The 25566-nt window shown below is 65.3% G+C and carries 25 protein-coding genes; 15 read left to right on the forward strand and 10 right to left on the reverse strand.

What is annotated here, in order from left to right; genetic code table 11:
- The first annotated feature begins 100 nt into the window (after positions 1 to 100).
- The gene (locus tag ACTUWL_RS32315) at positions 101 to 1186 is read left to right on the forward strand and encodes a COX15/CtaA family protein (protein WP_021079107.1); all 1086 of its coding nucleotides are present in this window, start codon (positions 101 to 103) and stop codon (positions 1184 to 1186) included.
- Positions 1187 to 1190: 4 nt separating this feature from the next.
- On the opposite strand, the gene nadC is transcribed toward ACTUWL_RS32315, so the two are convergent.
- The 8 genes from nadC to ACTUWL_RS32355 all read right to left on the reverse strand — a co-directional run bounded on the left by nadC (position 1191) and on the right by ACTUWL_RS32355 (position 9007).
- A complete protein-coding gene (gene nadC, locus ACTUWL_RS32320; RefSeq protein ID WP_021079108.1) occupies positions 1191 to 2045 on the reverse strand; it encodes a carboxylating nicotinate-nucleotide diphosphorylase in 855 nt (284 codons plus the stop codon).
- Complete coding sequence (locus ACTUWL_RS32325; RefSeq protein ID WP_021079109.1) at positions 2042 to 3592, reverse strand: L-aspartate oxidase; 1551 nt, start codon at positions 3590 to 3592, stop codon at positions 2042 to 2044. Before ACTUWL_RS32325 ends, nadC begins: the two co-directional genes overlap by 4 nt.
- Complete coding sequence (gene nadA, locus ACTUWL_RS32330; RefSeq protein WP_021079110.1) at positions 3589 to 4575, reverse strand: quinolinate synthase NadA; 987 nt, start codon at positions 4573 to 4575, stop codon at positions 3589 to 3591. The genes ACTUWL_RS32325 and nadA overlap by 4 nt, the downstream gene beginning before the upstream one ends.
- Positions 4576 to 4629: 54 nt before the next feature.
- Positions 4630 to 5586, reverse strand: coding sequence for an NUDIX hydrolase (locus ACTUWL_RS32335; protein WP_021079111.1), 957 nt, complete (start codon positions 5584 to 5586; stop codon positions 4630 to 4632).
- Between the two features lie 14 nt (positions 5587 to 5600).
- A complete protein-coding gene (locus ACTUWL_RS32340; protein WP_021079112.1) occupies positions 5601 to 6005 on the reverse strand; it encodes a hypothetical protein in 405 nt (134 codons plus the stop codon).
- Between the two features lie 157 nt (positions 6006 to 6162).
- Complete coding sequence (locus ACTUWL_RS32345; RefSeq protein ID WP_021079113.1) at positions 6163 to 7443, reverse strand: O-acetylhomoserine aminocarboxypropyltransferase; 1281 nt, start codon at positions 7441 to 7443, stop codon at positions 6163 to 6165.
- 147 nt (positions 7444 to 7590) lie between these two features.
- Positions 7591 to 8175, reverse strand: coding sequence for a CoA-binding protein (locus ACTUWL_RS32350; RefSeq protein WP_021079114.1), 585 nt, complete (start codon positions 8173 to 8175; stop codon positions 7591 to 7593).
- 7 nt (positions 8176 to 8182) lie between these two features.
- Entirely contained in the window at positions 8183 to 9007 is an 825-nt protein-coding gene (locus ACTUWL_RS32355; protein WP_021079115.1) for an enoyl-CoA hydratase, read from the reverse strand.
- A 70-nt stretch (positions 9008 to 9077) separates the two neighbouring features.
- On the opposite strand from ACTUWL_RS32355, the gene ACTUWL_RS32360 reads away from it, so the two are divergent.
- The 5 genes from ACTUWL_RS32360 (at position 9078) to ACTUWL_RS32380 (ending at position 12346) form a co-directional block, all read left to right on the forward strand.
- Positions 9078 to 9506: a PaaI family thioesterase gene (locus tag ACTUWL_RS32360; protein WP_021079116.1), complete on the forward strand. Its 429-nt coding sequence runs from the start codon at positions 9078 to 9080 to the stop codon at positions 9504 to 9506.
- Positions 9507 to 9659: 153 nt separating this feature from the next.
- Positions 9660 to 10124: a 50S ribosomal protein L13 gene (rplM, locus tag ACTUWL_RS32365; protein ID WP_021079117.1), complete on the forward strand. Its 465-nt coding sequence runs from the start codon at positions 9660 to 9662 to the stop codon at positions 10122 to 10124.
- Positions 10124 to 10600 (forward strand): 30S ribosomal protein S9, encoded by a 477-nt coding sequence (gene rpsI / locus ACTUWL_RS32370; protein ID WP_021079118.1) that lies wholly within the window; start codon positions 10124 to 10126, stop codon positions 10598 to 10600. Before rplM ends, rpsI begins: the two co-directional genes overlap by 1 nt.
- Positions 10601 to 10848: 248 nt before the next feature.
- Positions 10849 to 12066 carry a GGDEF domain-containing protein gene (locus tag ACTUWL_RS32375; RefSeq protein ID WP_021079119.1) on the forward strand — a complete coding sequence of 406 codons (1218 nt, stop codon included), beginning with the start codon at positions 10849 to 10851 and terminating at the stop codon, positions 12064 to 12066.
- 43 nt (positions 12067 to 12109) lie between these two features.
- Positions 12110 to 12346, forward strand: coding sequence for a hypothetical protein (locus tag ACTUWL_RS32380; RefSeq protein ID WP_021079120.1), 237 nt, complete (start codon positions 12110 to 12112; stop codon positions 12344 to 12346).
- A 7-nt stretch (positions 12347 to 12353) separates the two neighbouring features.
- Here ACTUWL_RS32380 and ACTUWL_RS32385 read toward each other — a convergent pair whose 3' ends face one another.
- The gene (locus ACTUWL_RS32385; protein WP_021079121.1) at positions 12354 to 13496 is read right to left on the reverse strand and encodes an AI-2E family transporter; all 1143 of its coding nucleotides are present in this window, start codon (positions 13494 to 13496) and stop codon (positions 12354 to 12356) included.
- Positions 13497 to 13776: 280 nt separating this feature from the next.
- On the opposite strand from ACTUWL_RS32385, the gene ACTUWL_RS32390 reads away from it, so the two are divergent.
- Entirely contained in the window at positions 13777 to 14547 is a 771-nt protein-coding gene (locus ACTUWL_RS32390) for a gamma-glutamyl-gamma-aminobutyrate hydrolase family protein (protein WP_021079122.1), read from the forward strand.
- A 23-nt stretch (positions 14548 to 14570) separates the two neighbouring features.
- Here the strand turns inward: ACTUWL_RS32390 and ACTUWL_RS32395 are convergent, their stop codons facing one another.
- Entirely contained in the window at positions 14571 to 15611 is a 1041-nt protein-coding gene (locus ACTUWL_RS32395) for an aldo/keto reductase (protein WP_307756244.1), read from the reverse strand.
- Positions 15612 to 15798: 187 nt separating this feature from the next.
- Between ACTUWL_RS32395 and ACTUWL_RS32400 the strand changes: the two genes are divergently transcribed.
- From ACTUWL_RS32400 to ACTUWL_RS32435, 8 genes are all read left to right on the forward strand, one after another.
- Positions 15799 to 16605, forward strand: a complete 807-nt coding sequence (locus ACTUWL_RS32400) for an ABC transporter permease (protein ID WP_199196591.1) — start codon at positions 15799 to 15801, stop codon at positions 16603 to 16605.
- Positions 16606 to 16656: 51 nt separating this feature from the next.
- Entirely contained in the window at positions 16657 to 17655 is a 999-nt protein-coding gene (locus ACTUWL_RS32405; protein WP_021079125.1) for an ABC transporter substrate-binding protein, read from the forward strand.
- Positions 17656 to 17681: 26 nt separating this feature from the next.
- A complete protein-coding gene (locus ACTUWL_RS32410; protein WP_021079126.1) occupies positions 17682 to 18452 on the forward strand; it encodes an ABC transporter ATP-binding protein in 771 nt (256 codons plus the stop codon).
- 15 nt (positions 18453 to 18467) lie between these two features.
- The gene (locus ACTUWL_RS32415; protein WP_021079127.1) at positions 18468 to 19559 is read left to right on the forward strand and encodes an LLM class flavin-dependent oxidoreductase; all 1092 of its coding nucleotides are present in this window, start codon (positions 18468 to 18470) and stop codon (positions 19557 to 19559) included.
- Positions 19560 to 19581: 22 nt separating this feature from the next.
- Positions 19582 to 20937: an NtaA/DmoA family FMN-dependent monooxygenase gene (locus ACTUWL_RS32420; protein ID WP_021079128.1), complete on the forward strand. Its 1356-nt coding sequence runs from the start codon at positions 19582 to 19584 to the stop codon at positions 20935 to 20937.
- A 349-nt stretch (positions 20938 to 21286) separates the two neighbouring features.
- A complete protein-coding gene (locus ACTUWL_RS32425; protein ID WP_021079129.1) occupies positions 21287 to 23590 on the forward strand; it encodes a PAS domain S-box protein in 2304 nt (767 codons plus the stop codon).
- A 100-nt stretch (positions 23591 to 23690) separates the two neighbouring features.
- On the forward strand, positions 23691 to 24341 hold the full coding sequence (locus tag ACTUWL_RS32430) for a glutathione S-transferase family protein (protein ID WP_021079130.1): 651 nt from the start codon (positions 23691 to 23693) through the stop codon (positions 24339 to 24341).
- Positions 24342 to 24482: 141 nt separating this feature from the next.
- Complete coding sequence (locus tag ACTUWL_RS32435) at positions 24483 to 25526, forward strand: dipeptidase (RefSeq protein WP_021079131.1); 1044 nt, start codon at positions 24483 to 24485, stop codon at positions 25524 to 25526.
- Positions 25527 to 25566 lie beyond the last annotated feature (40 nt).

A 25566-nucleotide genomic window follows, 5' to 3' on the forward strand; every position in this document is an offset into this window, starting at 1 on the left:
TTGTACGTGTAACTCGTGATCCTGAACGTCTTCGGCGGTGCTTGCGCCGCGGGCGCGCCGGACTATAAGGGGCCCGAAAATCCAATCAAGTCAGGGCGAAATGGCCGGTATTTCCGCAAAGACATCGCAGCTCCGCGCCGTCAGGGTATGGCTGATCGCGGTCGCCGGCCTGATCGCGCTGATGGTCCTGGTCGGCGGTGCCACGCGGCTGACCGAGTCCGGCCTGTCGATCGTCGAATGGAAGCCGGTGACCGGCGCGCTGCCGCCGCTGACCGAGGCGCAGTGGACCCAGGCCTTCGCGGGCTATCAGAAGATTCCGCAATATCGCGAGCTCAACGCCGGGATGACGCTCGCCGAGTTCAAGACGATTTTCTGGTGGGAGTGGAGCCACCGGTTGCTCGGCCGGGTGATCGGCGCCGCCTATCTGCTGCCGTTCCTGTATTTCCTGTGGCGCGGCGCGGTGAGCGGTGAGCTCGGCCGCCGGCTGTGGGTGATCTTCGGCCTCGGCGCGCTACAGGGCGGCGTCGGCTGGTGGATGGTGGCGTCCGGCCTCTCGGAGCGCGTCGAGGTGTCGCAGTATCGGCTGGCGACGCATCTGGTGCTGGCGCTGCTGATCTTCGCGGCGATCGTCTGGACGCTGCGACGGCTGACGGACCGCCCCATAGTGATCGCGCCGCTCAGGCTGAAGATCACGAGCGCGGCGCTGCTCCTGCTCACCTTCCTGCAACTCTATTTCGGCGCGCTGGTCGCTGGCCTGCGCGCGGGCCGGGTTTACAACACCTGGCCCGAGATCGACGGCGGCTTGATCCCGTCGGCCGACCGGCTGTGGTTCGAGACGCCATGGTGGCGCAATTTGTTCGACAACACGCTGACGGTGCAGTTCGAGCATCGCATGACCGCCTATCTCTTGTTCGCGCTGGCGATCGCACACGCGATCGATGCCGTGCGGTCGCGCGCCGGCGGCGGCGTGATCGCGGGCGCCTGGTGGCTGGTTGCGGCGATCACGCTGCAGGCGACGCTCGGCATCCTGACGCTGCTGCATCAGGTTCCGATCGATCTGGCGCTGACGCACCAGGCGGTCGCGATCGTCGTACTGACGCTCGCGGTGTTGCAGGCCGAGCGGTTTGCCGCGCGCCGAACGGAACAAGGCCAGCCGAATCTCGTTCCGGCTGGCCAGTCCCTTTGATCGATCACGACAGGTAGTCGAGCCCGATATCGAGCGCGGCCGAACTGTGGGTGATCCAGCCGACCGAGATCAGGTCGACGCCGGTGGCGGCAATCGCCGCGGCAGTCGCAGCCGTGATGCGGCCGGAGGCTTCGGTGATCGCCTTGCCGCGTGCCATCTGAACCGCCTGGCCGAGCTGCTCGGTCGTCATGTTGTCGAGCAGAACGGCGTCGACGCCGAGCGCCAGCGCTTCCTCGAGCTGCGACAGCGTGTCGACCTCAACCTCGATCTTGACCATATGGCCGGCATTGGCCTTGGCGCGTTCGATCGCGGTGCGGATGCCGCCTGCGAGCGCGATATGGTTGTCCTTGATCAGCATCGCATCGTCGAGCCCGAAACGGTGATTGCCGCCGCCGCCGGCGCGCACCGCATATTTCTCCAGCGCCCGCAGTCCCGGCGTGGTCTTGCGGGTGTCGACGATTTGTGCGCGCGTGCCCGCGACCGCTTTCACCAGCGTGGCGGTTGCGGTCGCGACGCCGCTGAGATGGCAGAGGAAGTTGAGCGCGGTGCGCTCCGCGGTGAGCAGGCCGCGGGCCGGGCCGTCGATGATCGCGATCACCTGGTCGGGCTCGACCGCGCTGCCGTCGGGTCGCTCGGCGCGCAGCTCGATCGCTGGTGACACCATCTGGAACGCTGACCGCGCGACGTCGAGTCCGGCGATCACACCGGGCTGCCGCGCCCGCATCACCAGCCGCGCCTGCTGGCCGGCCGGCACGATCGCATCCGCGGTGATATCGCCGGCGCGGCCGAGATCCTCGCGCAAGGCGGTCTGCACGATCGGCTCGTACAGCAGCGGCAACAGGGGATTGAGGGTGGTCATGAGCGGGCACTCCTGGCTGAAGGCTTGGATTCGACGATGTCGCGCGCGGCGGCGAGCGCCTCGGCACGGGTGAGGGACGATGGAGCCGCCGACAAGGCGGTGTGCGGGAAATCGCTGCGGAAATGACCGCCACGGCTTTCCTCGCGCCTGATTGCCGCGACGGCGATCATCAAGCCGACCAGCGCAGCGTCGGATGCAGCATTGGGACCGCGCGCGAGCGGATAGAGACTGCGGATCGCACGCGCGATCCCGTCGCGGTCACGCAAGACGCCAAGCCCCTGCGTGAGGATCGGGCGCACCGCGGAGGGATCGGCTGCCGGCGGCATGGGATCGTCGCGCAGCATGGCGCGCGGACCAGCGCTCATGCCTTCGACGCCTTCGGCGACCCAGCTTGCGCAGACGATCGCTTCCATCAGCGAGTTGCTGGCAAGCCGGTTGGCGCCGTGCAGGCCGGTGCGCGCGGCCTCGCCGCAGGCCCACAGGCCCTGCACGGTGCTGCGGCCAAAACCGTCGACCGCGATGCCGCCCATGTGATAGTGGACCGCCGGCCGGATCGGGATCGGATCATGGGCGGGATCGATGCCTGCCATTTTGCAGAACGCGCTGATCACCGGATAGCGCTGCACAAAATCCGCGCCCGGATTCTTGCGCGCATCGAGGAAGGTGCGATGCCCGGCGGCACGATGGCGCCACACCGCACGCGCGACGATGTCGCGTGGCGCAAGTTCGGCGCCAGGCTGATCGGCCATGAAGCGTTGCCCGGTCTCGTCGATCAGCACAGCGCCGTCGCCGCGGATCGCCTCGGTCAATAGCGGCATCGGCCGCGACGGCCCGTCGAAGGCGGTCGGATGGAACTGGACGAACTCGATGTCCGACAGTGCTGCGCCGGCATGCGCTGCGAGCGCGAGCCCCTGGCCGAAACATCCGCCGGGGTTGGTGCTGTCGGCGAACAGCCCGCCAATGCCGCCGGTCGCGATCACGACGCGGTTGGTCGTGATCGCAAGCCGGCCGCGGTCGCTCGCCGCGAGCACGCCCCTGACCGCATTGTCCTCGACCAGCAGCCGGCGCGCCTCGACGCCTTCCAGCAACGTGATCGACGGTGTCCGACGGACCGCGGCGATCAGCGCGCGCATGATCTCGCGGCCGGTGCCGTCGCCGGTGGCGTGTACGATGCGGTTGCGGCCGTGCGCGGCCTCGAGCCCGAGCCGCCAGCTGCCGTCGGCGCGACGGTCGAAGGCGACGCCGAGTTCGGCCAGTTGTTCGACGGCGGCAGGCGCAGCATGAACGATCCGGCTCGCCGCCGCTGCGTCGCAAAGGCCTGCGCCGGCCGCGATCGTATCGGCGAGATGCAGGGCAGGCGTGTCATCCGCGCCGACTGGCGCGGCGAGGCCGCCCTGCGCCCACATGCTGGAGGCTTCCGCGCCGAGCGGAGATTTGGAGATCAGCACGACCGGCTCGGGCGCGAGCTGCAGTGCGGTCATCAGTCCTGCGGCGCCGCCGCCGATGATGACCGGGCGGCCGTTCAGATTGGAGAGATCGGTACTCATATGGCCAGCATCCTTTCGACGCTCTTGCGCGCGCGATCGGCGATTTCGGGGTCGATCGTGACTTCATGCTGGTTGGTCTCCAGCGCGTGGCGGATGTTCTTCAGCGTGATCCGCTTCATGTGCGGGCAGAGATTGCAGGGGCGGACGAAGTCGACGCCGGGATTGCGCGCCGCGATGTTGTCGCTCATCGAGCATTCGGTCAGCAGCACGACGCGCGGCGGGCGCTTGGTCTCGACGAATGTCTGCATCGCCGCCGTCGAGCCTGAGAAATCCGCTTCGGCGACGACGTCGGGCGGGCATTCCGGGTGCGCGAGGACCGTGACATCCGGATAACTCTCGCGCAGCTGGCGCACGTCGTCTGCGGTGAACAGCTCGTGCACCTCGCAATGGCCCTTCCAGGCGATGATCTTCTTGCTGCTCTGCTTGGCGATGTTCTGCGCCAGATATTCATCCGGCAGCATGATGACGCGCTCGGCGTCGAGCGATTCCACGACCTTGAGCGCATTGCCCGAGGTGCAGCAGATGTCGGACTCGGCCTTCACCGCCGTTGAGGTGTTGACATAGGCGACGACCGGCGCGTCCGGATAGCGCGCGCGCATCAGCCGCACGTCCTCGGCCGTGATGGAGTCTGCCAGCGAGCAGCCGGCTTTGAGGTCAGGGATCAGCACGGTCTTGGCTGGGTTGAGCAGCTTCGCCGTCTCGGCCATGAAGTGCACGCCCGCGAGCACGATGACATCGACGTCGACCTTGGTCGCCTCGCGCGCGAGCAGGAGGCTGTCGCCGACGATATCGGCGACGCCATGGAAGATTTCCGGCGTCTGGTAATTGTGAGCCAGCACCACGGCGTTGCGGCGGCGCTTCAGCTCCAGGATCGCGTCGACGTCCTCGGCGAATGTAGCCCATTCGAACGGCGGGATGACGCGTTTGACGCGCTCATAGAGCGGCGCGGTCCGGGTGAGAAGATCGGTATCGAGCAGGGCCATTTATACTCTCCATGAGCATAAGATGGCTTATACTTATCCTGAGCATAAGGCGTGTCAAGTGCGCGAAAGCGGAAGCTTGGTGCCGGCGACGGCCCTCTCGGCCAATACGCCGTGGCGGAAGCGGAACAGCTTGGCCGGCCGGCCGACGGTATCGGCGGCCATTGCACCAGTCTCTTCAACGAGTTCCTGCTGCTCGATGAGACGGCGGAAGTTCTGCTTGTGGACCAGCCGGCCTGCAAGCGCCTCAACACTGCGTTGCAATTGCAGCAGGGTGAACTCGGCCGGCATCAGTTCGAATACCACCGGACGGTATTTGATCTTGGCGCGCAACCGCGCGATCCCGGTCGCCAGGATGCGGCGATGATCCGCCGTCATCGGCTTGCCCGGCACGACCGACGCCTCGCGGCCGCGCGCGCGGTTCGCTTCCGGAATCAGCGATGCCTCCCAGAGCAGTTCGTAGCGCTGCAGCACCAGTTCTTCATTCCAGTCACGCTCGTCGAGACCGAAGGTGATGGCGCAGCGCTGCCAGCGCTCGCGCTGCAACGTCGGTGAGGGGGCTTCCTTCGCCCACGCCTTCAGCTTCGGCGCGATCGTCTTGGCGATGAAGGCCGGTGCACCGTCGCGATGATCTTCCCAGGGAAAGTAGTCGTACCAGCCGGACCAGTGCGCCTCAAAACCTTCGCCGACCCGGTCCTCGCGGGTCAGGCCGAGATAGCTGATCGAAACGCTATGCGGCCCCTTGGCGTCGCCGGACCGGCCGCGGTCGGCAAAGGTGTAGAGCTGCTCGACATAGCCGAGCGGGTGGCCGGTCTGCGCCTCGACCCAGGCCCGCAGCGCGGTCTGCAGCGAGCGATGCGTGAACTCGAACGGGCCGCTCGGCAGCGCGGCGCCGCCGGCGATGGTCATGATCTTCGGCGTGCCGTCGGTGACGGCGACCAGCACCGCGACGAGGTCGGCGGTGACCGCATTTCCCGAAGCCGGTGCGCTGGATTTTTGCGGCGATCTGGCCACGCGTTCGTCCCGCGCTAGCAGTAGCCGTAGACGCCGCAGGCGTAGGGCAGGCGGTCCCAGTAGTCGACATAGGCACCGCCATAGTACGGGCCGAGATAGCTGTAGGAGCCGGCGTTACCGTAATAGCCGGGCAGCGACGACGACCCGGGCAGCAGCGGTTCTCCCCGCACGAACGGGATATACGGCGCTGAGTTGAGCGGGATCACCTTGGGCTCGACGACCACGAGCTGGCGGCCGCGCCGTACATAGGTCGGACCTGTAATGGTGGTGCGGTAGGCGTAGTGCGGGCGCGGCAGGCCCGCGGGCAGCTGGCGCGCAGCCTTCACGGCGGCGCTCTTCGGGGGGACGGGGCCGTCGGCAGCATCAGCAGGCGACATCGCAGACAGTGCGATCGCGAGCGGCAATATCCAGCGCAGCATCAATGGTCTCCCGAATCATCCGGAGCCTACCACTGCCACTTTAAGCCGGATTGAACGTTAACGGGTGGCCTGCTGGCATTAAGCGTTAACGGACAAGGCGGTCGCGTTGGAGAGCGTCCGGAGCGATGCAGGGCACCGCTCCGGAACCGCTCCGGGCTCAGGCGCGCAGCGCCTGGTCGAGGTCTGCGATCAGGTCTTCCTTGTCCTCGATGCCGATCGAGAGCCGCACCACCTCGGGTGCCGCGCCCGACTTCACCTTGGCGGCGTCGTCGAGCTGGCTGTGGGTGGTCGAGGCCGGGTGGATCACCAGCGAGCGGGTGTCGCCGACATTGGCAAGATGCGAGAACAGCTTCAGGTTCGACACCAGGTTGACGCCCGCGTCGTAACCGCCCTTGAGGCTGAAGGTGAACACCGCGCCGGCGCCCTTCGGCGCATATTTGCGTTGCAGCGCGTTGTACCGATCACCGGGCAGGCCGGCATAGTTGACCGCGGACACAGCCGGGTGGGTGGAGAGGAATTCCGCCACCGCCTTGGCGTTGTCGCAGTGCTTCTGCATCCGTAGCGGCAGCGTCTCGATGCCGGTCAGGATCATGAAGGCGTTGAACGGCGACAGCGCGGGGCCGAGATCGCGCAGGCCGAGCACGCGGCAGGCGATCGCGAAGGCGAAATTGCCGAAGGTCTCCTGGATCCGGATGCCGTGATATTCCGGGCGCGGCTCGCTGAGCATCGGATATTTGTTGTCCTTCGACCAGTCGAAGGTGCCGGCGTCGACGATGATGCCGCCGAGCGAGTTGCCGTGGCCGCCGAGGAATTTTGTCAACGAGTGCACGACGATGTCGGCGCCATGGTCGATCGGCTTGATCAGGTAGGGCGAGGCCAGCGTGTTGTCGACGATCAGCGGCACGCCGGCCTTGCGCGCAACGGCGGCGATCGCCTCGATATCGGTGATGCTGCCGGCAGGATTGGCGATCGACTCGATGAAGATCGCCTTGGTGTGCGGCGTCACCGCACGCTCGAAGCTTTCGACCTCATCAGGATCGGCCCAGGCCACATTCCAGCCGAACGCCTTGAAGGCGTGGGTGAACTGATTGATCGAGCCGCCATAGAGCTTGCGCGCGGCGATGATCTCGTCGCCGGGCCTCAACAGCTGTTGCAGCACGACGAGCTGCGCGGCGTGGCCGGAGGCGACGGCGAGTGCCGCGGTGCCGCCTTCGAGGGCGGCGACGCGTTCCTCGAGCACAGCGTTGGTCGGGTTGCCGATCCGGGTATAGATGTTGCCGAAGGCCTGCAGGCCGAATAGCGAGGCCGCATGGTCGGCATCGTTGAAGACGAATGACGTGGTCTGGTAGATCGGCGTCGCCCGTGCGCCGGTGGTGGGATCAGGCTGTGCGCCGGCGTGCACGGCGAGGGTGGAAAATCCCGGAAGGCGATCGGTCATTCTTGGTGTCCTGTTGTGGCCTGTCGAAACGCGCGGCATGCTGATGGCGGCGGCGCCCGCCGTCAAGCGAGTTGGGTGCGCCGCCATTTCTTGTAATGGGCATCCTACGCCATACCGGACGAGCGGAACGATTATTCCGCCGGGGTGTCAGGTGGTCTCGGTCTTGCTTTTCGCCGCGCGGTCGGATGCCGCAGTCTGGCCGCCGCCGAAACTGGTGCGGTTGAGCGACAGCCGCATGCCCTGGGTCGGGATCGGCGCGCGCTTGGAACTCAGGGTGCGCGAATTGACGCCCATCCAGGAGATCTCCGACGAAAGACGGCCATACTCGATCTTCGGGCAGCGGTTCATCACCACTTTGAGGCCGGCGGCCTCGGCCTTCTCGGCGGCGGCATCGTCACGTGCGCCGAGCTGCATCCAGATCACCTTCGGCTGCGGCGACAGTTTCAGCGCCTCATCGACCACGGGCATGATGTGGCTGGAATTGCGGAAGATGTCGATCATGTCGACCGGCCGATCGATGTCCGCGAGCGAAGCGACGAACGGCTTGCCCATCAGCGCCTTGCCGACATGGCCGGGGTTGACCGGGATCATGTCGTAGCCGCGCTGCGCCAGATATTTGAAGGCGAAGTAGCTCGGCCGCACATTGACCGGCGAGGCGCCGACCATCGCGATCGATTTGACGTTGTTGAGGATGCTGCGGATGTAATTATCGTCGTAGGCGTCGTGGTTCATTTTGGTCTTACTTGTCCTGCCACTTCGGATCGCGCTTCTCGATGAAGGCGCCGATGCCTTCCTCGGCGTCGCGCGCCATCATGTTCTCGGTCATCACTTCAGCCGCGAAGCGATAGGCCTCAGTGAGGCTCATCTCTGCCTGGCGATAGAACGCCTCCTTGCCGAGCTTGACGGTGTAGGCCGATTTCAGCGCGACCTGCTGTGCCAGCGCGATCGCAACGTCGCGTTCGGTGCCTGCGGGCACCACCCGGTTGACGAGGCCGATGCTCTGCGCCGTTGCCGCCGAGATGGGTTCACCGGTCAGCAGCATTTCCATCGCCTGCTTGCGCGGCACGTTGCGCGACAGCGCCACCATTGGCGTCGAGCAGAACAGCCCGATGTCGACACCCGGCGTCGCAAACGCGGCCGCCTCGGAGGCGACCGCGAGATCACAGCTTGCGACGAGCTGGCAGCCGGCCGCGGTGGCGATGCCCTGAACAGCCGCGACCACCGGCTTCGGCAGGTGCACGATCGCCTGCATCATCGCGCTGCAGGCGTTCATGATCTCAGCAAAATAGGCGCGGCCACGATCGGCATCGCTGCGCCGCGCGGTGAGCTCCTTCATGTCGTGCCCGGCGGAATAAGCCGAACCATTCGCGGCGATCACGACGGCGCGGACGTTCCTGTCGTCGCGGATGTCGTTCAACGCAGCATGGAGGCCGGCGATCATGCCCTCCGAAAGGCTGTTGCGCGCCGCGGGGCGATTGAGCGTCAGTAGCGCGATACTGCCGACGGTTTCGCGCAGCAGAATCGGGGATTGCGGCGCTTCTGCGCCGGCGGTTTGGGCGGACATGGCGAAATTCCACTATCGTGTCTGTGACAATTTAATGTAACAGGCTGGCTGAAGCGAGGGCAGGGTCCGCATGGCAATTGCGAAAATGAGCGTAGCTGATCTGGAGGAGTTCCTGCGCAAGGAATTTCCGCAGGCGTTCACCCACGATGATATCAGGATCGAGAGCGCTGACGGCGAGACGGCTCTGCTGCGTCAGCGCTTCAGCGAGCGCATGCTGCGGCCGGGCGGCACGGTGTCGGGACCGACCCTGATGGGGCTGGCGGATTTCGCGATGTATGTGGTGCTGCTGTCGGCGATCGGGCCAATCGGCCTCGCCGTCACCACCAACCTCAACATCAACTTCCTGCGCAAGGGCCAGCCGGGACAGGACGTGCTTGCGGTCGCCAAGCTGCTCAAGCTCGGAAAGCGGCTGGCGGTCGGTGAGGTGAACTTGCTGTCCGGTACCTCGCCCGATCCGATCGCCCATGTTACGGCGACCTATTCCATTCCAAGTCAATAGTGTTTTTCACGGTATTATTGCACCATATTTTTAAGCTATTGTTTTTGCTAATGTAATTATGGCGCGTGGACATTGACGTGTGTCCGCGGCTTCTCTAGAAAGCCGCCCAGTTCGGCGCATACGGCGCCGATTTCTTTTTCACGGATTTCACACATGAGCACGTTCTCGGCCAAGCCCGCCGAAGTGACGAAGAAGTGGGTCGTGATCGACGCCAAGGGTCTGGTCGTCGGTCGTCTCGCCACGCTCGTCGCCATGCGCCTGCGCGGCAAACACCTGCCCACCTACACCCCGCATGTCGATTGCGGCGACAACGTCATCATCGTCAACGCCGCGCATGTGGTGCTGACCGGCCGCAAGCGCGACCAGAAGACCTACTACAAGCACACCGGCTTCATCGGCGGCATCAAGGAGCGCACCGCGAAGCAGATCCTCGAGGGTCGCTTCCCCGAGCGCGTCGTCGAGAAGGCGATCGAGCGCATGATCCCGCGCGGTCCGCTCGGCCGCATGCAGATGGGCAATCTGCGCGTCTATCCGGGTGCCGAGCATCCGCATGAAGCGCAGAGCCCCGAGAAGGTCGATATCGCTTCCCTGAACCGCAAGAACACGAGGGCCGCATAATGTCCGATACGTTGCAGTCCCTCGATCAGCTCTCGCAGGTCAAGCCGGCGGCGCCCGACGCGCCGAAATACGTCAAGAAGGTCGACAAGTTCAATCGCGCCTACGCCACCGGCAAGCGCAAGGACGCGGTCGCCCGGGTCTGGATCAAGCCGGGCGCCGGCAAGATCTCGGTCAACACCCGTGACATCGAAATCTACTTCGCCCGCCCGGTGCTTCGCATGATGATCCAGCAGCCGCTGGTCGCGGCCGCCCGCAACGGCCAGTACGACGTGATCTGCACCGTCGCCGGCGGCGGTCTGTCCGGTCAGGCCGGTGCTGTCAGGCACGGCATCTCGAAGGCGCTGACCAACTTCGAGCCCGAGCTGCGCGGTGTCCTCAAGAAGGGCGGCTTCCTGACCCGCGACAGCCGCGCGGTCGAGCGCAAGAAGTACGGCAAGGCGAAGGCCCGCAAGTCCTTCCAGTTCTCGAAGCGCTAATTCGAGTTCTAAAATTCGCGGCAATTGCCGCGTGCATCGAGTTGCAGAGGGCGCCGCGAGGCGCCCTTTTTGCTGCGTCCAACGACGCCGTGTTTCGACGCGAATTAGCGCAGTTTTTCAAGAAAACTTGCGTGTGCGTGCAAACGAAATTGGAACTCGGGCCTTCTAGCGTGCTGGCTCGCACTGGCGCTGCATCACCGCATTATCTGCGCCTGCGGACGTTGCATCACACCGGGCTGGGGTGACCTATGTCGTTCGATCCATCGACGCTCTATTTGTTCGCCACCATGGTCGCGGGCATGCTCGGCGCCATGCTCTGGTTGTTCGGCAGGCAGGAGAACATTCCCGCGTTGAAATGGTGGGGCACCGCCTATCTGCTCGGCGCAGCCTCCGTCGCGCTGTGGACGGTCGGCGGCTCGACGCTCGATCGGTTCGTCCTGCTGGGCCTCAATGCAATCGGCTTCGCCGCATGCGGCATGGTCTGGAATGCCGCGCGTATCTTCCACGGCCGCAAGGCCAATCTGCCGGGCCTCGTGCTCGGTCCGATCGCGTGGATCGGCGCTGTGACGACGATCGAGGATCCCGCGATGCGGCTGACGATCGGCGCCGGGATCGTTGCGGTCTATGCTGCGCTGACCGCTTCCGAGCTGTGGAGCGAGCGCCGCCGCGCCATGCAGCGGCGCTGGATTGCGATCGTCATCCCGGTCGCCCATGGCTGCGTCCTGATGCTGCCCATCCTGGTCGGCGACCTGCTGCGGCTGAACGGTCAGAATTTCGTCTCCAGCTTCTGGGTCAGCCTGTTCTCGATCGAACTCGTGCTGTACGCGATCGGCACGGTGTTCGTGATCTTCATGATGGTGTCGGACCGTGCGGTGGCCGTGCACAAGACCGCCGCGTCGATCGATCCGTTGAGCGGCATGCTCAATCGCCGCGGCTTCTCCGAGGCCTGCGCGCGCGTGATCGAGCGCGAGGCCACTGCCGGCCGGCCGGTCACGGTGATGATCTTCGACCTCGATCATTTCAAGTCGATCAATGATCGCTTCGGTCATCCCGCGGGCGACGAGATCCTGAAACTGTTCTCCGCCGTCGTGATCAACAATCTCAGGATCAGCGATCTGTCGGGACGAATCGGCGGCGAGGAATTCGCGGCGCTGCTGCCGTGCTCGCTGGAGGAGGGCGTGCTGGTCGCCGAGCGCGTCCGGGAGGCGTTCGAGAACAGCAATATCACCTGTGAGGAAGGCGCGGTCGACACCACGGTCAGCATTGGCGTGGCCGGCGGACCGGCCGGGACCGAGCTCGAGGTGCTGCTGGCCTCGGCCGACACGGCGCTGTACCAGGCCAAGCGCGGCGGCCGCAACCGCGTCGAAGCGGCCGAGGAATTACCGCTTTCGCTGGAGAACTGGCGGCGCAAGACCGCGGGCCTGCCGGCATCGGCACGGCAAAAACCGGTGACCGCTCGCGCGTGAGCGCGGTAACGACTGGTTAACCATTCACTCCCATGCTTTCAGCATGGAGTCGATCCGCACCCGCAATCTGCAGTCAGCCCTGATGTCGCTCGAAGCCGACGCGGCTTCGGCGGGCAGCGGCTTCGCCTGCCTGTTCTCGGACTCGGATGAATACGAAACCGCGCTGATCGCTGAACGGCGGGCGCAGGGCCGATATCAGCGACCGCGGAGCCGCTGGCCGGTCGCCATGCTGCTCGGCGTGATGCTGATGGTCGTCGGAGCAGTCCTGCTGCTCTCCTGAGGCGAGCTCATACGGCCTTTGCAGGTACCGGATCGTCCGCCTTGAAGTGATCGATCATCACCTTGGCGATCGCCATCAGCGGCAGCGCGAGCGCGAGCCCCCAGATGCCGAACACGACGCCGAGCAGGATCTGGAACGCGAACAGCGTTGCGGGCGGGATGTCGAGCGCCTGGCGCTGGATGATCGGGGTCAGGACGTAGCTCTCCAGCGCGTGCACGCCGAGGAACAGGATGAAGGCCGATAGCGCCGCGATCCACCCGGTCGCAAGGCTTGCCAGCACCACGATCAGTCCGCCGAGGATCGCGCCGACCGTCGGGATGAAGGCGAGCAGGCCGGCCTGGATTCCGAGGATGAACGAGCTCGGGATGCCGATGATGGCGAGCCCGATCCAGGTGACGAGGAACACCGCGGTCATGGTGATGATCTGCGCGATCAGCCAGCGTTCCAGCGTCTCACCGATTCGGTCGACGATGACGGTCGCCTGACCGCGGTATTTAGCCGGCGCGAGGAACAGCAGTCCGGCGCGGTAGATGCTCGGCTGCGCCGCGAAGGCGAGCCCGAGGAACAGCACGATGAAGAAATTGCCGACGGCGCTCACCGTGCCGAGCAGCACCTTCAACGTCTGGCTGATGATGGCGCCACCGCTGGAGGCGAGCGCGCCGGCGCCGGGGATGCCATGCGACTGCGACGCTGCCGGCGTCGTTGTCGTTGTCGCCACGGCGGTGCCTTCCGGCTTCGCCTCGCCGGCGGCGCTGGCGAAATCCAGGTAGCTGGTATCGACGCCGCGCTGTTCGAGGAATTCCTTGACGCTGCCGAGCTGCGATTTGATGGTGTTGCTCAGCACCGTGGCCTGCTGCGCGATGGTGGTGCCGCCGAGGAACACGATGCCGGACAGCAGTCCGGCCATCGCCAGGCAGACGATCGCAAGCCGGAGCGCATGCGGCAGCCCGGTCAGGCGGCCGAGCAGGGTGGTCATGGCATTGAGGCCGACCCCGAGCAGCATGCCCGCGAACAGCAGGAACAGCGTCGCGGCGAACTGCCAGGCGAACAGCAGCAGGGCGGCGAACAGCACGATGCCGATGCCGCCGATGGCGATCGCCCACGCCAGGTCGTTGCGGGCCTGCAGGCGATTGTCAGCCGAGTCAGTCACGGGTGATTCCCCCTTCGCGGACGGTGTCTGGTGCAGTCTTTGGCGAAAATCTCGCCGGGATCAAGCTGGGCGGGACCGTGCTGGTTTGCCGCTGCCGTTCCGTGCCAACGGGGACGAGCTGCAGGCGTTCCGCCGGATTTCGGCCCACCGGGGTGCCAGCCTGTGCAGGCCTGCAAGCCCCCCTGTGCAGGAATAGACGGTTGATCCCCGGGGAACTCGAAGGCATGATCGTCTTCGTAATGTCGCAAACTTAGAAGAATCATTGCGCGAGACTTCAATAATGAGACGGCCCGTGGTCGGCGTGATCGGAAACGCCCATCGCATCGAAAATCGTTTCACGGTCCAGATGGTCGGAGAGCGCAACCTTCGCGCGGTTGCCGAGGTGTCGGGCGCCGTGCCGCTGATGTTCGCGGGCAGCCCCGAAATCACCGAGGTCGGCGCCTTGCTCGACGTGGTCGACGGCGTGGTGCTGACCGGGGCGCGCGCCAACGTTCATCCGACCCGCTTCAACACCGAACCCTGCGCCGCGCATGAGCCCTACGACATCCACCGCGATGACGTGGCGCTGGCGCTGTCGGAGGCCTGCGTCGCGCGCGGCGTGCCGATCTTCGGCATCTGCCGCGGCCTGCAGGAGATGAATGTCGCGTTCGGCGGTTCGCTGCATCCGGAGATCCGCGAGATTCCCGGCCGCATGAACCACCGGATGCCGCGGCTGGAGAACGGCGAGATCCATCCCGATCCGACCGTCGTGTTCGCCGACCGTCACGACGTCGCGCTGACGCCCGGCGGGGCATTTGCCAAGATCCTTGGCCGCGAGACCATCCGGGTCAATTCGCTGCACGGACAGGGCATCCTCGAGCCCGGCAAACGCGTCGTGATCGAGGGCATTGCCGAGGACGGTACCATCGAGGCGATCCGCATTGCGGACGCGCCCGGCTTTGCGCTCGGCGTACAGTGGCACGCCGAATACGATCCGCAGCGCAACCCGATCAACCGCGCCTTGTTCGAGGCCTTCGGCGATGCGCTGCGCGAGCGGCGGCGGGCGGCGTAGGGCGGCATTGCCGCCGTCACCTCCTATCGCGCGCCGGCTGACTTGCGAAACAGGCGCTTGAGGTCCGCCGCCGCGGTCTGCCCGGACTGCAATTGCTCATTGCGATCGTGCTGGACCTGTTGCGGACGATAGGCTTCTTCGAGGGTATCAAGCTCCTGGTCGGTGAACCGGATGTCGAGCGCAGTAATGGCGTCGTCGATATGATGGAGCTTGGTCGCACCAAGGATGGGAGCCGTCACGGCTGGATTGTGCAGCAACCAGGCAAGCGCGACCTGGGCTGGCTTGCACCCGCGCGCCTGTGCCACGGCAAATACGCGATCAATCACCGCGTCGTCTTCCGGACGCGAGAAGTCCTTCACGACGCGTGACCGCTCGGTGTTGTCGCGGCGGCTGCCGGCGAGCAGGCCCCGCGCCAGCGGGCTGTAGGGAATGACTCCGACGCCCTGATCGAGACAGAGAGGAATCATCTCCCGCTCCTCCTCGCGATAGAGAAGATTATACTTGTTCTGCATGGTGACGAATTTCGTCAGACCGTTGGCTTGGGCAAGTGCCTGCAACTTGGCGAACTGGAACGCGTGCATGCTCGACGCGCCGATGTGTAGCGCCTTGCCGGCACGCACCACCGCATCGAGCCCCTCGAGGATCTCCTCGTAAGGCGTCAGCGGATCGAGACGATGGATCTGATAGAGGTCGACATAGTCGGTGCCGAGGCGGCGCAGGCTGTCGTCGATCGCATGTCGAATGTGCTTGCGCGACAGGCCTCCCTGATTGGCGCCGGCTCCCATTGGAAAGAACACCTTGGTGGCGAGCACGACCTGTTCCCGGCCTGCGGCGAAACGCTTTACGGCACGCCCGAGGATCTCTTCGCTCAGACCGGATGAATACGAGTCGGCGGTATCGAAGAAGGTAAAGCCGGACTCGAAGGCGCGACGATAGTGATCTTGTGCCTGCTCCTCGTTCAGCGCCCACGGCATCCAGTCCTTCGATCCATAGCTTGAACACCCGAAGGCAATTCGCGACACCTGGATTCCCGTGTTCGCGAGCGTTCCGTATTTCATCTGCATATCCTTCACTGTCGCACGGCGCTTTACGAGACGGGTCATCGCTCACGGCCGCAAACTATGGAATAACTTGTCTGCCGAAATGGTCTAGCTTGCCCGCACTGCAAGGGGACGGTCGCAAGCGTGATCACCGCCCGTAGCGTAATAGGGCATGGCCATGTCAGTCGAGTCGATCGAAACCGTTGTTGATATGCAACCGGCAGACAAGGTCAGCCGCACACCGCTGCGCTCGCTCGCTGCAAAGCTCCCGTGGATCGTGATCGTTCAGATCCTGGTGGTCGCCGCGATCTTGCTGGCTGTACAGCTCGCGGTCGATAGCGGTGCAGTGAAACGAATCTATCTGGCGTCCCCGACGCAGATTCTTGCTGCTTTCCCTCAGCTCGTCACCAGGGAGAATCTGCTGTTTCACCTCTCCGTGACACTCGCCGAAGCGGGAGTTGGCGTGGCGCTCAGCGCAATCCTCGGCATTGCGACCGGCATCGCCATGGGGCTATTCCCGAAGGTACATCGGTTTCTCAACCCGTTCCTGATCTGGTTCATGGCGATCCCGAAGGTCACCATCATTCCGCTTCTCACCCTGTATCTGGGCCTCGGCTTCGAGCACAAGGTGTTCATCATCTTCCTGTTTTGCTACTTCCTGTTCGTCTTCAACACGATTGCCGGCATCAAGCAGGTCCAGGACAATCATATCAAGGTCGCGCGCGCGCTCGGGGCGAGCCAGCGTCAGATCATCTGGAAAGTGGTGCTGCCGTCCGCCACACCGTCGATCATGGCTGCGGTCCGCATCGAGGCGGCGACCTGCCTGCTCGCGACTCTTTTTGCCGAGATCGTCGCCTCCAAGGCCGGCGTCGGTAATCTGCTCAACAAGTTGTCGGGCATCTACGACACCGCCGGTGTCTTTGCTCTCGTGATTCTCGTGACGTCGATCGCATTGCTGATCATCTATCTGGTGGATCTGCTCGAGCGGCGTGTCTTGCTCAAGTGGAAATACGTCTGACCGGTCCCGGTTCCGCGTCTTCCCGTCACTACTCGTTCGAAGGGATCGATCATGCTCTCCACAAGCCTTCCAGCTCGTCTGTTCGTCTTGGCCGCGCTCACGCTCGGCCTCACCGCGGCGGCCGGCGCGCAGGAGAAGAAAACCCTCAAGCTGCAGGACACCACGAGTTACACGCAGCAGCCGATCGTATTCGGCGTGGAGAAGGGGTTCTTCGCCGAGGAAGGCTTGAACGTCGAGTTCGTCGGAACGCAGGATCCGGTCACCGCCACCTCGCGCGGCGACGTGACCTTCGCCTTCGGACCGACCAGCGTCTATCTGCGGGCTGCCGCCTTGGGGGCGCCGATCAAGATCGTCGCCGCCGCCTTCCGCTCGAAGGGACCGTATTTCCTGATCGCGCGGAAAGGCATCAAGTCGTTCGCGGATCTGAAGGGTAAGACGGTCGGCGTCGGACCCGACACCAGCGGCAACCTCGCGTCGGTTGCCCGGTATCTGCTGCGGGCCGAAGGCATCGATCCCAACCGCGACGTGACGCTGTTTGCCGCCGGCGCGACCGAAAAGGCCTACGGCGCGCTCGAAACCGGCCAGGTCGACGCCACCATCATCCATCAGCCCTTCGCGGCGCTCGGGGAGATCGAGGGAGTCTCGACCACGCTTGCACGGGCCTGGGATTATCTCCCGACCTATCACACCGGCGTCCTGATCGCGGGCGACGCGGTGATCGCCGGGGATCCCGATCTGCTGCGGCGGGGCCTGCGGGCCTACTTCAAGTCCTATACCTACGCCAAGGCGCATTACGACGAGTACCTGCCCTGGCTGCAGGCCCGCCTGAAGATCAATCCGGAGGCGGTGAAGCGCGCGATCTACCAGGAGGACGACGTCTGGGACGCCAATCCGGCGATCGATCCGAAGGCGATCCACGACACGCAGCAGCTGGAGATCGATGTCGGTAACCAGAAGGAGTTCTACGCCGCCGCCAAATACATCGATGAGCGCTTCATCCCGCAGGAGTACGTGAAGCCGTTCGTCTATCCCGGGCGCAAGACGCAGTGAGCGAGAGCAAGCGGGAGCGCGAGGGGATGCCTGCCTTCACCATCAGGTCTCTCGACAAGGTCTATCCCGGCACGCCGCCGGTGCGTGCGCTCAGCAACATCAGCTTCTCGGTCGAGGAGGGCGAGTTCATCGTGCTGCTCGGTGCAAGCGGCTGCGGCAAGAGCACGCTGCTGGAAATCCTCGCCGGGCTGCAGCAGCCGAGCAGCGGCTCGGTGCTATTTCGCAGCAAGCCGATCGACGGTCCCGGTGGAGAGCTCGGCGTCGTGTTCCAGGATGCCTCGCTCTATCCGTGGCGAACGGTTGCGGCCAATGTCGGCCTCGGGCTCGAATTGCGCGGGGTGGACAAGCCACAAGCCCGCCGCCTGGTCGATGAGCATCTCACGCTGGTCGGGCTCGACGGCTTCGGCGGCAAATTCCCGCACCAGATCTCCGGCGGCATGAAGCAACGCGCCGGCATCGCGCGTGCGCTCGTCAATGATCCCGACGTCCTCCTGATGGATGAGCCGTTCGGCGCGGTCGACTACGTCACCCGCAACAGGTTGCAGGAAGACCTGATCCGGATCTGGCAGCAGCGCCGCAAGACCATCGTGTTCGTGACGCACGACGTCGGCGAGGCGGTGTTTCTTGCCGACCGTATCGTGCTGCTTTCGCCGCGGCCCGGGCGGATTGCTGAAATCGTCACCCTCGATCTGCCGCGCCCGCGTCGGCGGGGCGACATCGAGCTTCTGCAACGCGAAGCCCGCATCTATGACGCACTCCGCGCGCTCGAGCCGGCCGCGACGGCAACCGTGGCCTGACAGACGGAGACCAGAATGGCCAAACCGCTCCACCTCGGCTTTCTCTATGCGCCGCAATCCGGGCACCAGACGCACGCCGAAAGCTTCGATCCCCTGAACCCCCTCGACCTGACTGCCTTCGCGCGGGACCTCGAGGGGGCCGGCTACGCGTTTCTCCTGATCGACGACAGCGTCGGTCGTGCGGAGGATGTGCGCAGCGAAGCGTTCACCACGGCGTCCTTCCTCGCGACCAGGACGCGTCGCATCGGCCTGATCGCTGCGGCCAACACGAGCTATGTCGAGCCGTATAACGTGTCGCGGCTCGCTGCTTCGCTCGATCATGTCACGCGAGGGCGTGCCGGCTGGCTGGCCTCGACCGGCGCGGCCGATCCCGCCGGCGCAAACTACGGGCAGGCCGCCTTCGCGCCTGATGTCCATTATGTGCGTGCCGATGAAATCCTCGAGATTGCGCGCCGGCTCTGGGACAGCTGGGAGGATGATGCATTCATTCGCGACAAACAGAGCGGAGTGTTCGTCGATGGCGCCAAGATCCATCCGATCGATCACGTCGGTGCATCCTTCAAGGTCAAGGGCCCGCTGAACGTTGCACGGCCGCCCCAGGGCCAGGTCATCGTTGCTCATCGCGTGGTGGACAAGCGGTCGGCCGACTTCGCGGGGCGGCACGCCGACATCGCCATCCTGGGGACGGCGACGACAGGGAGCGCCGTGGCCCTGCGCGACCACGTGCTTGCTTCTGCGCGGGGCGCCGGTCGTGATACGCAGGATCTGCGGCTGTTTGCCGAGATCGTGCCCGTCAGTGCGTCGGACCACGCGGCAGGGACGCCGCAACCGTACGCTGCCAATCATGTGGCAGGTTCGCCGGCGGAGATCGCCGACCAGATCGAGGCACTGGCACATGCCGTGACGCTGGATGGTCTGGTGGTCGTGCCGCGGATTCTCCGCAGCGGCCTGGATGACTTTTCCCGGGATGTCGTCCCGGAGCTGGTGCGGCGGCAACGGCTACGATCCACTGAGGGATCGGTCATCCTGCGCGAAAGACTCGGTCTGGCAAGGCCGCGCAATGTGTTCGAACAGCCCTCAAAGCAGCCGGCCGACACGGCCGCCTGAACCATCCCGCGAGCGTTTCACCATGTCCAAGCGAGAACTTCATTTCGGCCTGATGTTTTGGGCCGGGGGCACACATCCCAGCGGCTGGCGTTATCCTTCCTCCCACGCAGGCGCCGCCTTCGACATCGAATTCCTTCAGCGGGTCACCCAGCTCGTGGAAGCGGCCAAGTTCGACTTTCTGTTCCTTGGCGACCGGCTGGCGAGCGATCCGAGCCTGCAAAGCACCAATCCCTCCCAGATGTCACGCCTCGAACCGTTCGTGTCCGGGGCGAGCCTGGCCGCCGCGACCAGCCATATCGGTATCGTCGTCACCGCCAATCCGACCTATTACGATCCCTATAATCTTGCGCGCATGCTGGCGTCGCTGGATCACCTGAGCCAGGGCCGGGCGTCGTGGAATCTGGTGACCGGCGCGGATGAAATCGCCGCCGGCAATTTCTCGCGCCAGTCCCATTGGGACACCGAGCGGCGCTACGATTGGGCGGATGAATTCGTCGCTGTGGTGCGGGGACTTTGGGACAGCGATGCGACCACGCCGCTGCACCACAAGGGACGCTATTTCGACGTCGCCGGACCGCTCAACGTCAGGCGCCCGCCCCAGGGCCATCCGGTGATCCTGCATGCCGGTACGTCGGATCGTTCGCGTGAGCTCGGCGCGCGCGATGCCGATGTCATCTTCGCCGGCCAGGCGACGATCGAGAGCGCGAAGGCCTACTATGCCGATGTCAAATCCAGGGCCAGGAAGTATGGCAGGAGCGACGCCGATATCGCGATCCTGCCCGGGCTCACGCCCGTCGTCGCCGAGACGACGCAGCAGGCGGTTGCGATATTCGACCATCTCAATTCCTTCATTGCGCTGGAGCCCGAGGGCGATGGCGGCGAGGCAAGCCGCTACGGTTCGCTGGGCAGGATGGGGAAGCGCCGCAACCTCACGGCGGTATCGGCGGCGATCGGCGTCGACGTCTCCAGCCAGGACCGGGATTCACCGGTCGACCCCTTGGTGCTGGCAGAGGCCAACGAGGGCGGCCAACGGCTGTTTGCCGATGTCATGCGTCTCACTCGCCGCGACGTGAAAGGCCCCAATCGCCTGACCTATCGCGATCTCATCATCGGACACATCAGCACGGGCGCCGTCGTCGTCGGCGATCCCAACGAGGTGGCCGATCACATCGAGCTTTGGTTTGACGAGAGGGCGGCCGACGGTTTCAATATTTTCCCGCCTTATGTGCCGGAATCTGTCGAGGCCTTCACCAGCCTCGTCGTCCCCGAATTGCAGCGGCGCGGCCTCTATCGCACCGAATATTCCGGTTCGACCTTTCGCGACCATCTGGGCCTGGCAAAGCCCGCGCCGATCCGTTCCAACAGCTCCAACCTTTGAGGTCGGATAGCCGCCCTCCGCACGCCCAAGCCGGGCCAAGGCCTCCCGGAGTGCGGTGAGCGATCTTGCGGAGCGCCGGCGGTCAGCGGCACCCGCGCAAGGATGCCCCGAACCGGGGGCCCGACGGCTCGGATTCCCGCGACCCAGCGCCGGCTCCGCCGGCAGTGGCGTGCACTCAACCCTGTTCTCCGTACTTATACGGATACGAAAGTGGCGGATTGCGGCGCCGGACTCGGCTAAGCAACTGGGTGCAAGCCACCCGATATTGCCCCGGCGCCGACAATACCTTTCCTGCTCCTGTTTTCCTTTTCCATTTTCCGGTGCAACTGCTCACGATGAGTTGGTCGGGATGAATTTGTCGGGCCGTCTGGCGGTCGGGATGATGTTTCCCGTCGTCACACTCCTGCTCACGCTGGGCTTCATCCATGGCGTCACCTGGCCGGGCATGGCGCTCGCCGGCGGCGCGGTTGCGGTGGTGTTGATGACTGCTGAGCTGATTGCGAGATCGCTGGCCACGACGCCCGCCCAGTTGGTGCGGGCGGCGGACGCGCTGTCGCGCGGCGAGCCGGTCTCGATACGTCCGAGTGGCAATGACGAGGCCGCCCAGCTCGCCGCGACGCTGGCCGAGCTGTCGGCGCAATTGGGCAGCAGGCAGCACCTGCTGGAGAAGACCGTCGAGAGCATCCGCGATCCCGTGGTGGTCGCCGACGAGCACGCGATGATCGTGATCGTCAATGCGGCGGCGCGGCGGCTGTACGGTGTCGAGCCCGGTTTTGACACGCTGACCGGCGTTCGCAATTTTCAGAACTATTATGCCGATGGTACGACCGAGATGCCGATCGCGGACACACCAATGGCGCGTGCGCTGCGCGGCGAGGACATCGACGATTGCGAACTGATCGTCAAACCCCTGCGGCCCGAACCGGCCGTCTATCTCGTCGTCAACGCCAGGCCGTTGCGTGACGATGGCGGCAACCTGCGCGGGGCGGTCATCGTGCTGCACGATGTCACCGCGCAGCGTCAGGCGCACCAGGCGCTGGTGGAAAGCGAGCAGATGGCGCAGGCCATCGTCAGGACCGCGCTCGATGCCTTCGTGCAGACCGACCAGGACGGCATCATCCTGGACTGGAGCCCGCAGGCCGAGGCACTCACCGGCTGGACGCGCTCCGAGGCGGTCGGCTGTCGCGTCGTCGAACTGGTATTTCCGGAGGAGCTTCGCGTCGCGCATCGACAGCGCATCACCCGCTTCCTGCAGGAGGCCGCGGGCGGCGGCATGGGGATGCGCTATGAGACCGCGTCCGTGCACCGCGACGGCCACCGCTTCCATGTCGAGGTGTCGCTCAATGCGCTGCGCCGCGGCGATGGCTGGATCATCAATTCCTTTGTCAGGGACGTCACCCAGCGCCGCATCGCCGAAGAGCAGTTGATTCAGGCGCAGAAGACGGAATCGCTTGGGCGGCTGACCGGCGGCATCGCGCATGACTTCAACAACATGCTGACGGTGATCACCGGCACGGTCGAGATCCTGGCCGATGGGGTCAAGGACAACCCGCAGCTTGCCGCGATCGCCAAGCTGATCAGCGATGCCGCCGATCGCGGCGCGCAGCTCACCTCGAGCCTGCTGGCGTTCGCGCGCAAGCAGCCGCTGCAGCCCGCCGAGACCGACGTCAACGACCTGATCGGCGAAGTGGTCCGCCTGTTGTCGCAGACGCTGGGATCGCAGACCGAGATCAGGACGGAGCTCAACCGCAACGCCTGGCTCGCCTTCGTCGATCGCAGCCAGCTCGGCGCCGCGCTGGTCAATCTCGCCATCAACGCGCGCGATGCGATGCCCGAGGGCGGCACGCTGTCGTTTGCGACCCGCAACATCCAGCTCGGGATTCCCGACGCCGTGGCGCACGGCGTCGAGCGCGCCGGCGACCACCTCGTGATCGAGGTCGCCGACACCGGCACCGGGATTTCGCCGTCGCATCTGGAGAAGATCTTCGATCCGTTCTTCTCCACAAAGGAGGTCGGGCAGGGCACCGGGCTCGGGCTCAGCATGGTGTTCGGCTTCGTCAAGCAGAGCGGCGGCGGGATCGAGGTCAGGAGCGAGCAGGGCCGCGGAACCATCTTCAGGATCTACCTGCCCAAGGCGGACGGCATCGCGCAGCGCGCGGCCGAGGAGGATGATCTGCCGGTCAGGGGCGGCGACGAGACCATCCTTTGCGTGGAGGACGACCCCACGATCCGCGACTACGTCACGGGCCAGCTCGAAAGCCTCGGATACAGGGTGCTGGCGGCGGCGAACGCGGATGCCGCGCTCGAGATCGTCAACCGCGGCACCGTGTTCGATCTCCTGTTCACCGACATCGTGATGCCCGGCAGCATGAACGGCCGGCAACTGGCGGAAACGCTGATGGCCGGTCGCCCGGCGTTGCGGGTGTTGTTCACCTCGGGCTACAGCGATGGGGTCCTGCCGGCGCAACAGGGGCGCGGGGGCCACGGCATTCCGCTGCTGACCAAGCCCTATCGGCGCAGCGAACTGGCGCGGGTGCTGCGACGCTGCCTTGATCTTCAGGTCGACTTCCAGGGCGACCCGGTTCCGCAGCCCTACTCCGTGCAGCCCGATCTCGAACGCTTCCTGCGCGAGAATCCGCCGGAAAAGAGCTAGGATGGGAACGCGCTGACAAGCGCGAGCGGGCGCGCGTACGTCGCGCACCGGGATCCACAACCAGCTGCGCAACCAACGCGTTCGCCGGGAGAAGCCTGCAGTGACCATCACGATTACCGCCTTTGAGCGGTCGCCCGACGGCGGCAAGGGACTGGCGCGGGATACGCGGGTTCGCTGGGCGCTTGAGGAGGTCGGGCAACCCTACGCGGTTCGCCTGGTTTCGTTTGCGGCGATGAAAGAGCCGGCACATATGGCGCTTCACCCGTTCGGCCAGATACCGACCTATCAAGAGGACGATCTCGTCCTGTTCGAGACAGGGGCGATCGTGTTCCACCTTGCCGAGCGCCATGCCGGCCTGCTGCCCGGTGACGCCAATGCCCGGTCGCGCGCAATTGCCTGGATGTTCGCCGCGCTCAACACGGTGGAGCCGCCGATCCTCGAGTTCGCGACTGCAAGGCTGTTCGAGCGCGACCGGCCGTGGCATGCGGAACGCCTGCCGCTGGTCGAGGATCGTGTCCGCCAGCGGCTCGACCAGTTGTCGGATCGTCTGGGCGATGCCGACTGGCTCGACGGCGCGTTCAGCGCCGGCGACCTGATGATGGTGTCGGTGCTGCTCCGGCTCAAACCTTCGGGCATGCTCGACGGGCATCCGAAGCTTGCGGCGTACGTCGCCCGCGGCGAATCGCGGCCCGCCTACAAGCGGGCCTTTGCAGCTCAGTTGGCGGTCAATCATCCGCAAGTCGCGGGCTGACCGAGGCAGTCCGTAGGATGGGTAGAGCGCAGCGAAACCCATCATCTCTCATGCGGTCCGCCGTTTGACGGGTATCGGTTCGCTCCACCATCCTACTTGGCGCAAGTTCGACGCGAGGTATGCACAGTGCAGGACCACACCATGATCGCGATCTTCGATGGCCACAATGACGCGGCTCAACAGCTCGCCGAGTACCGGGAAGGCGGCCGGGACTTTCTGGTGCGCTCGGAGGAAGGGCATCTCGATCTGCCGCGTGCCCGGGAAGGCGGCATGGTCGGCGGCTTGTTTGCGATGTACGCCAAGGCGGAGCATCCGCGACAGGGCGATTTCACGCGAACCGCCGACGGGTACGAGGTGCGCCTTGCCGAGCCGCTCGATGCGGCCTATGCGCGCCGCACCATCGATGCCCAGCTGAGCGGGCTGGATGCCATGATGGCCCGCGCCGACGGAAAGATCCGACGCGTGACAACCGTGGATGAGATCGAGGCGGCACGGCGGGACGCGGTGTTTTCGATCGTGCTGCACCTCGAAGGCGCCGAAGCGATCGACGCCGATCTCGACGGGCTGGCACGGCTCTATTCCCGCGGCCTGCGGTCGCTCGGCCCGGTCTGGAGCCGACCCAACATCTTCGGCCATGGCGTGCCGTTCGCCTATCCGCGCTCTCCGGATACCGGTCCCGGCCTGACCGACGCCGGCAAGGCGCTGGTGAAGGCCTGCAACGAACTCGGAATCATGCTCGATGCAGCCCACCTCAACGAGCGCGGTTTCTGGGATCTCGTGGCACTCAGCACGGCTCCGATCGTGGTCACCCACGCCTGCGCGCATGCGGTCTGCCCCGCGACCCGCAACCTGACCGACCGGCAGCTCGATGCCGTCAAAGCATCGGGCGGCGTCGTGGGCTTCAATTTCAGTGTGTCCGAGGTGCGCCCGGACGGGCACAGCGATCCCGACGCCCCGATCGAGACGGTCGCCGACCATCTCGGCTATCTGGTCGAGCGGATGGGCGACGACCACGTCGCGCTGGGGTCCGACTTCGACGGTGCGGTGATGCCGCGTCCGCTCAGGGATGCAAGCCATCTCCAGAACCTGATCCAGGCATTGCGCGGGCGCGGTTTCGACGACGCCACGCTGCGCAAGATCGGCTTTGACAACTGGATGCGGGTGCTGCGCCGAAGCTGGCGGTGATCGGTCCGTAGGACGGGTATCGCTTCGCTCCACCCATCCT

The sequence above is a fragment of the Bradyrhizobium sp. WCU1 genome, from assembly GCF_053474805.1.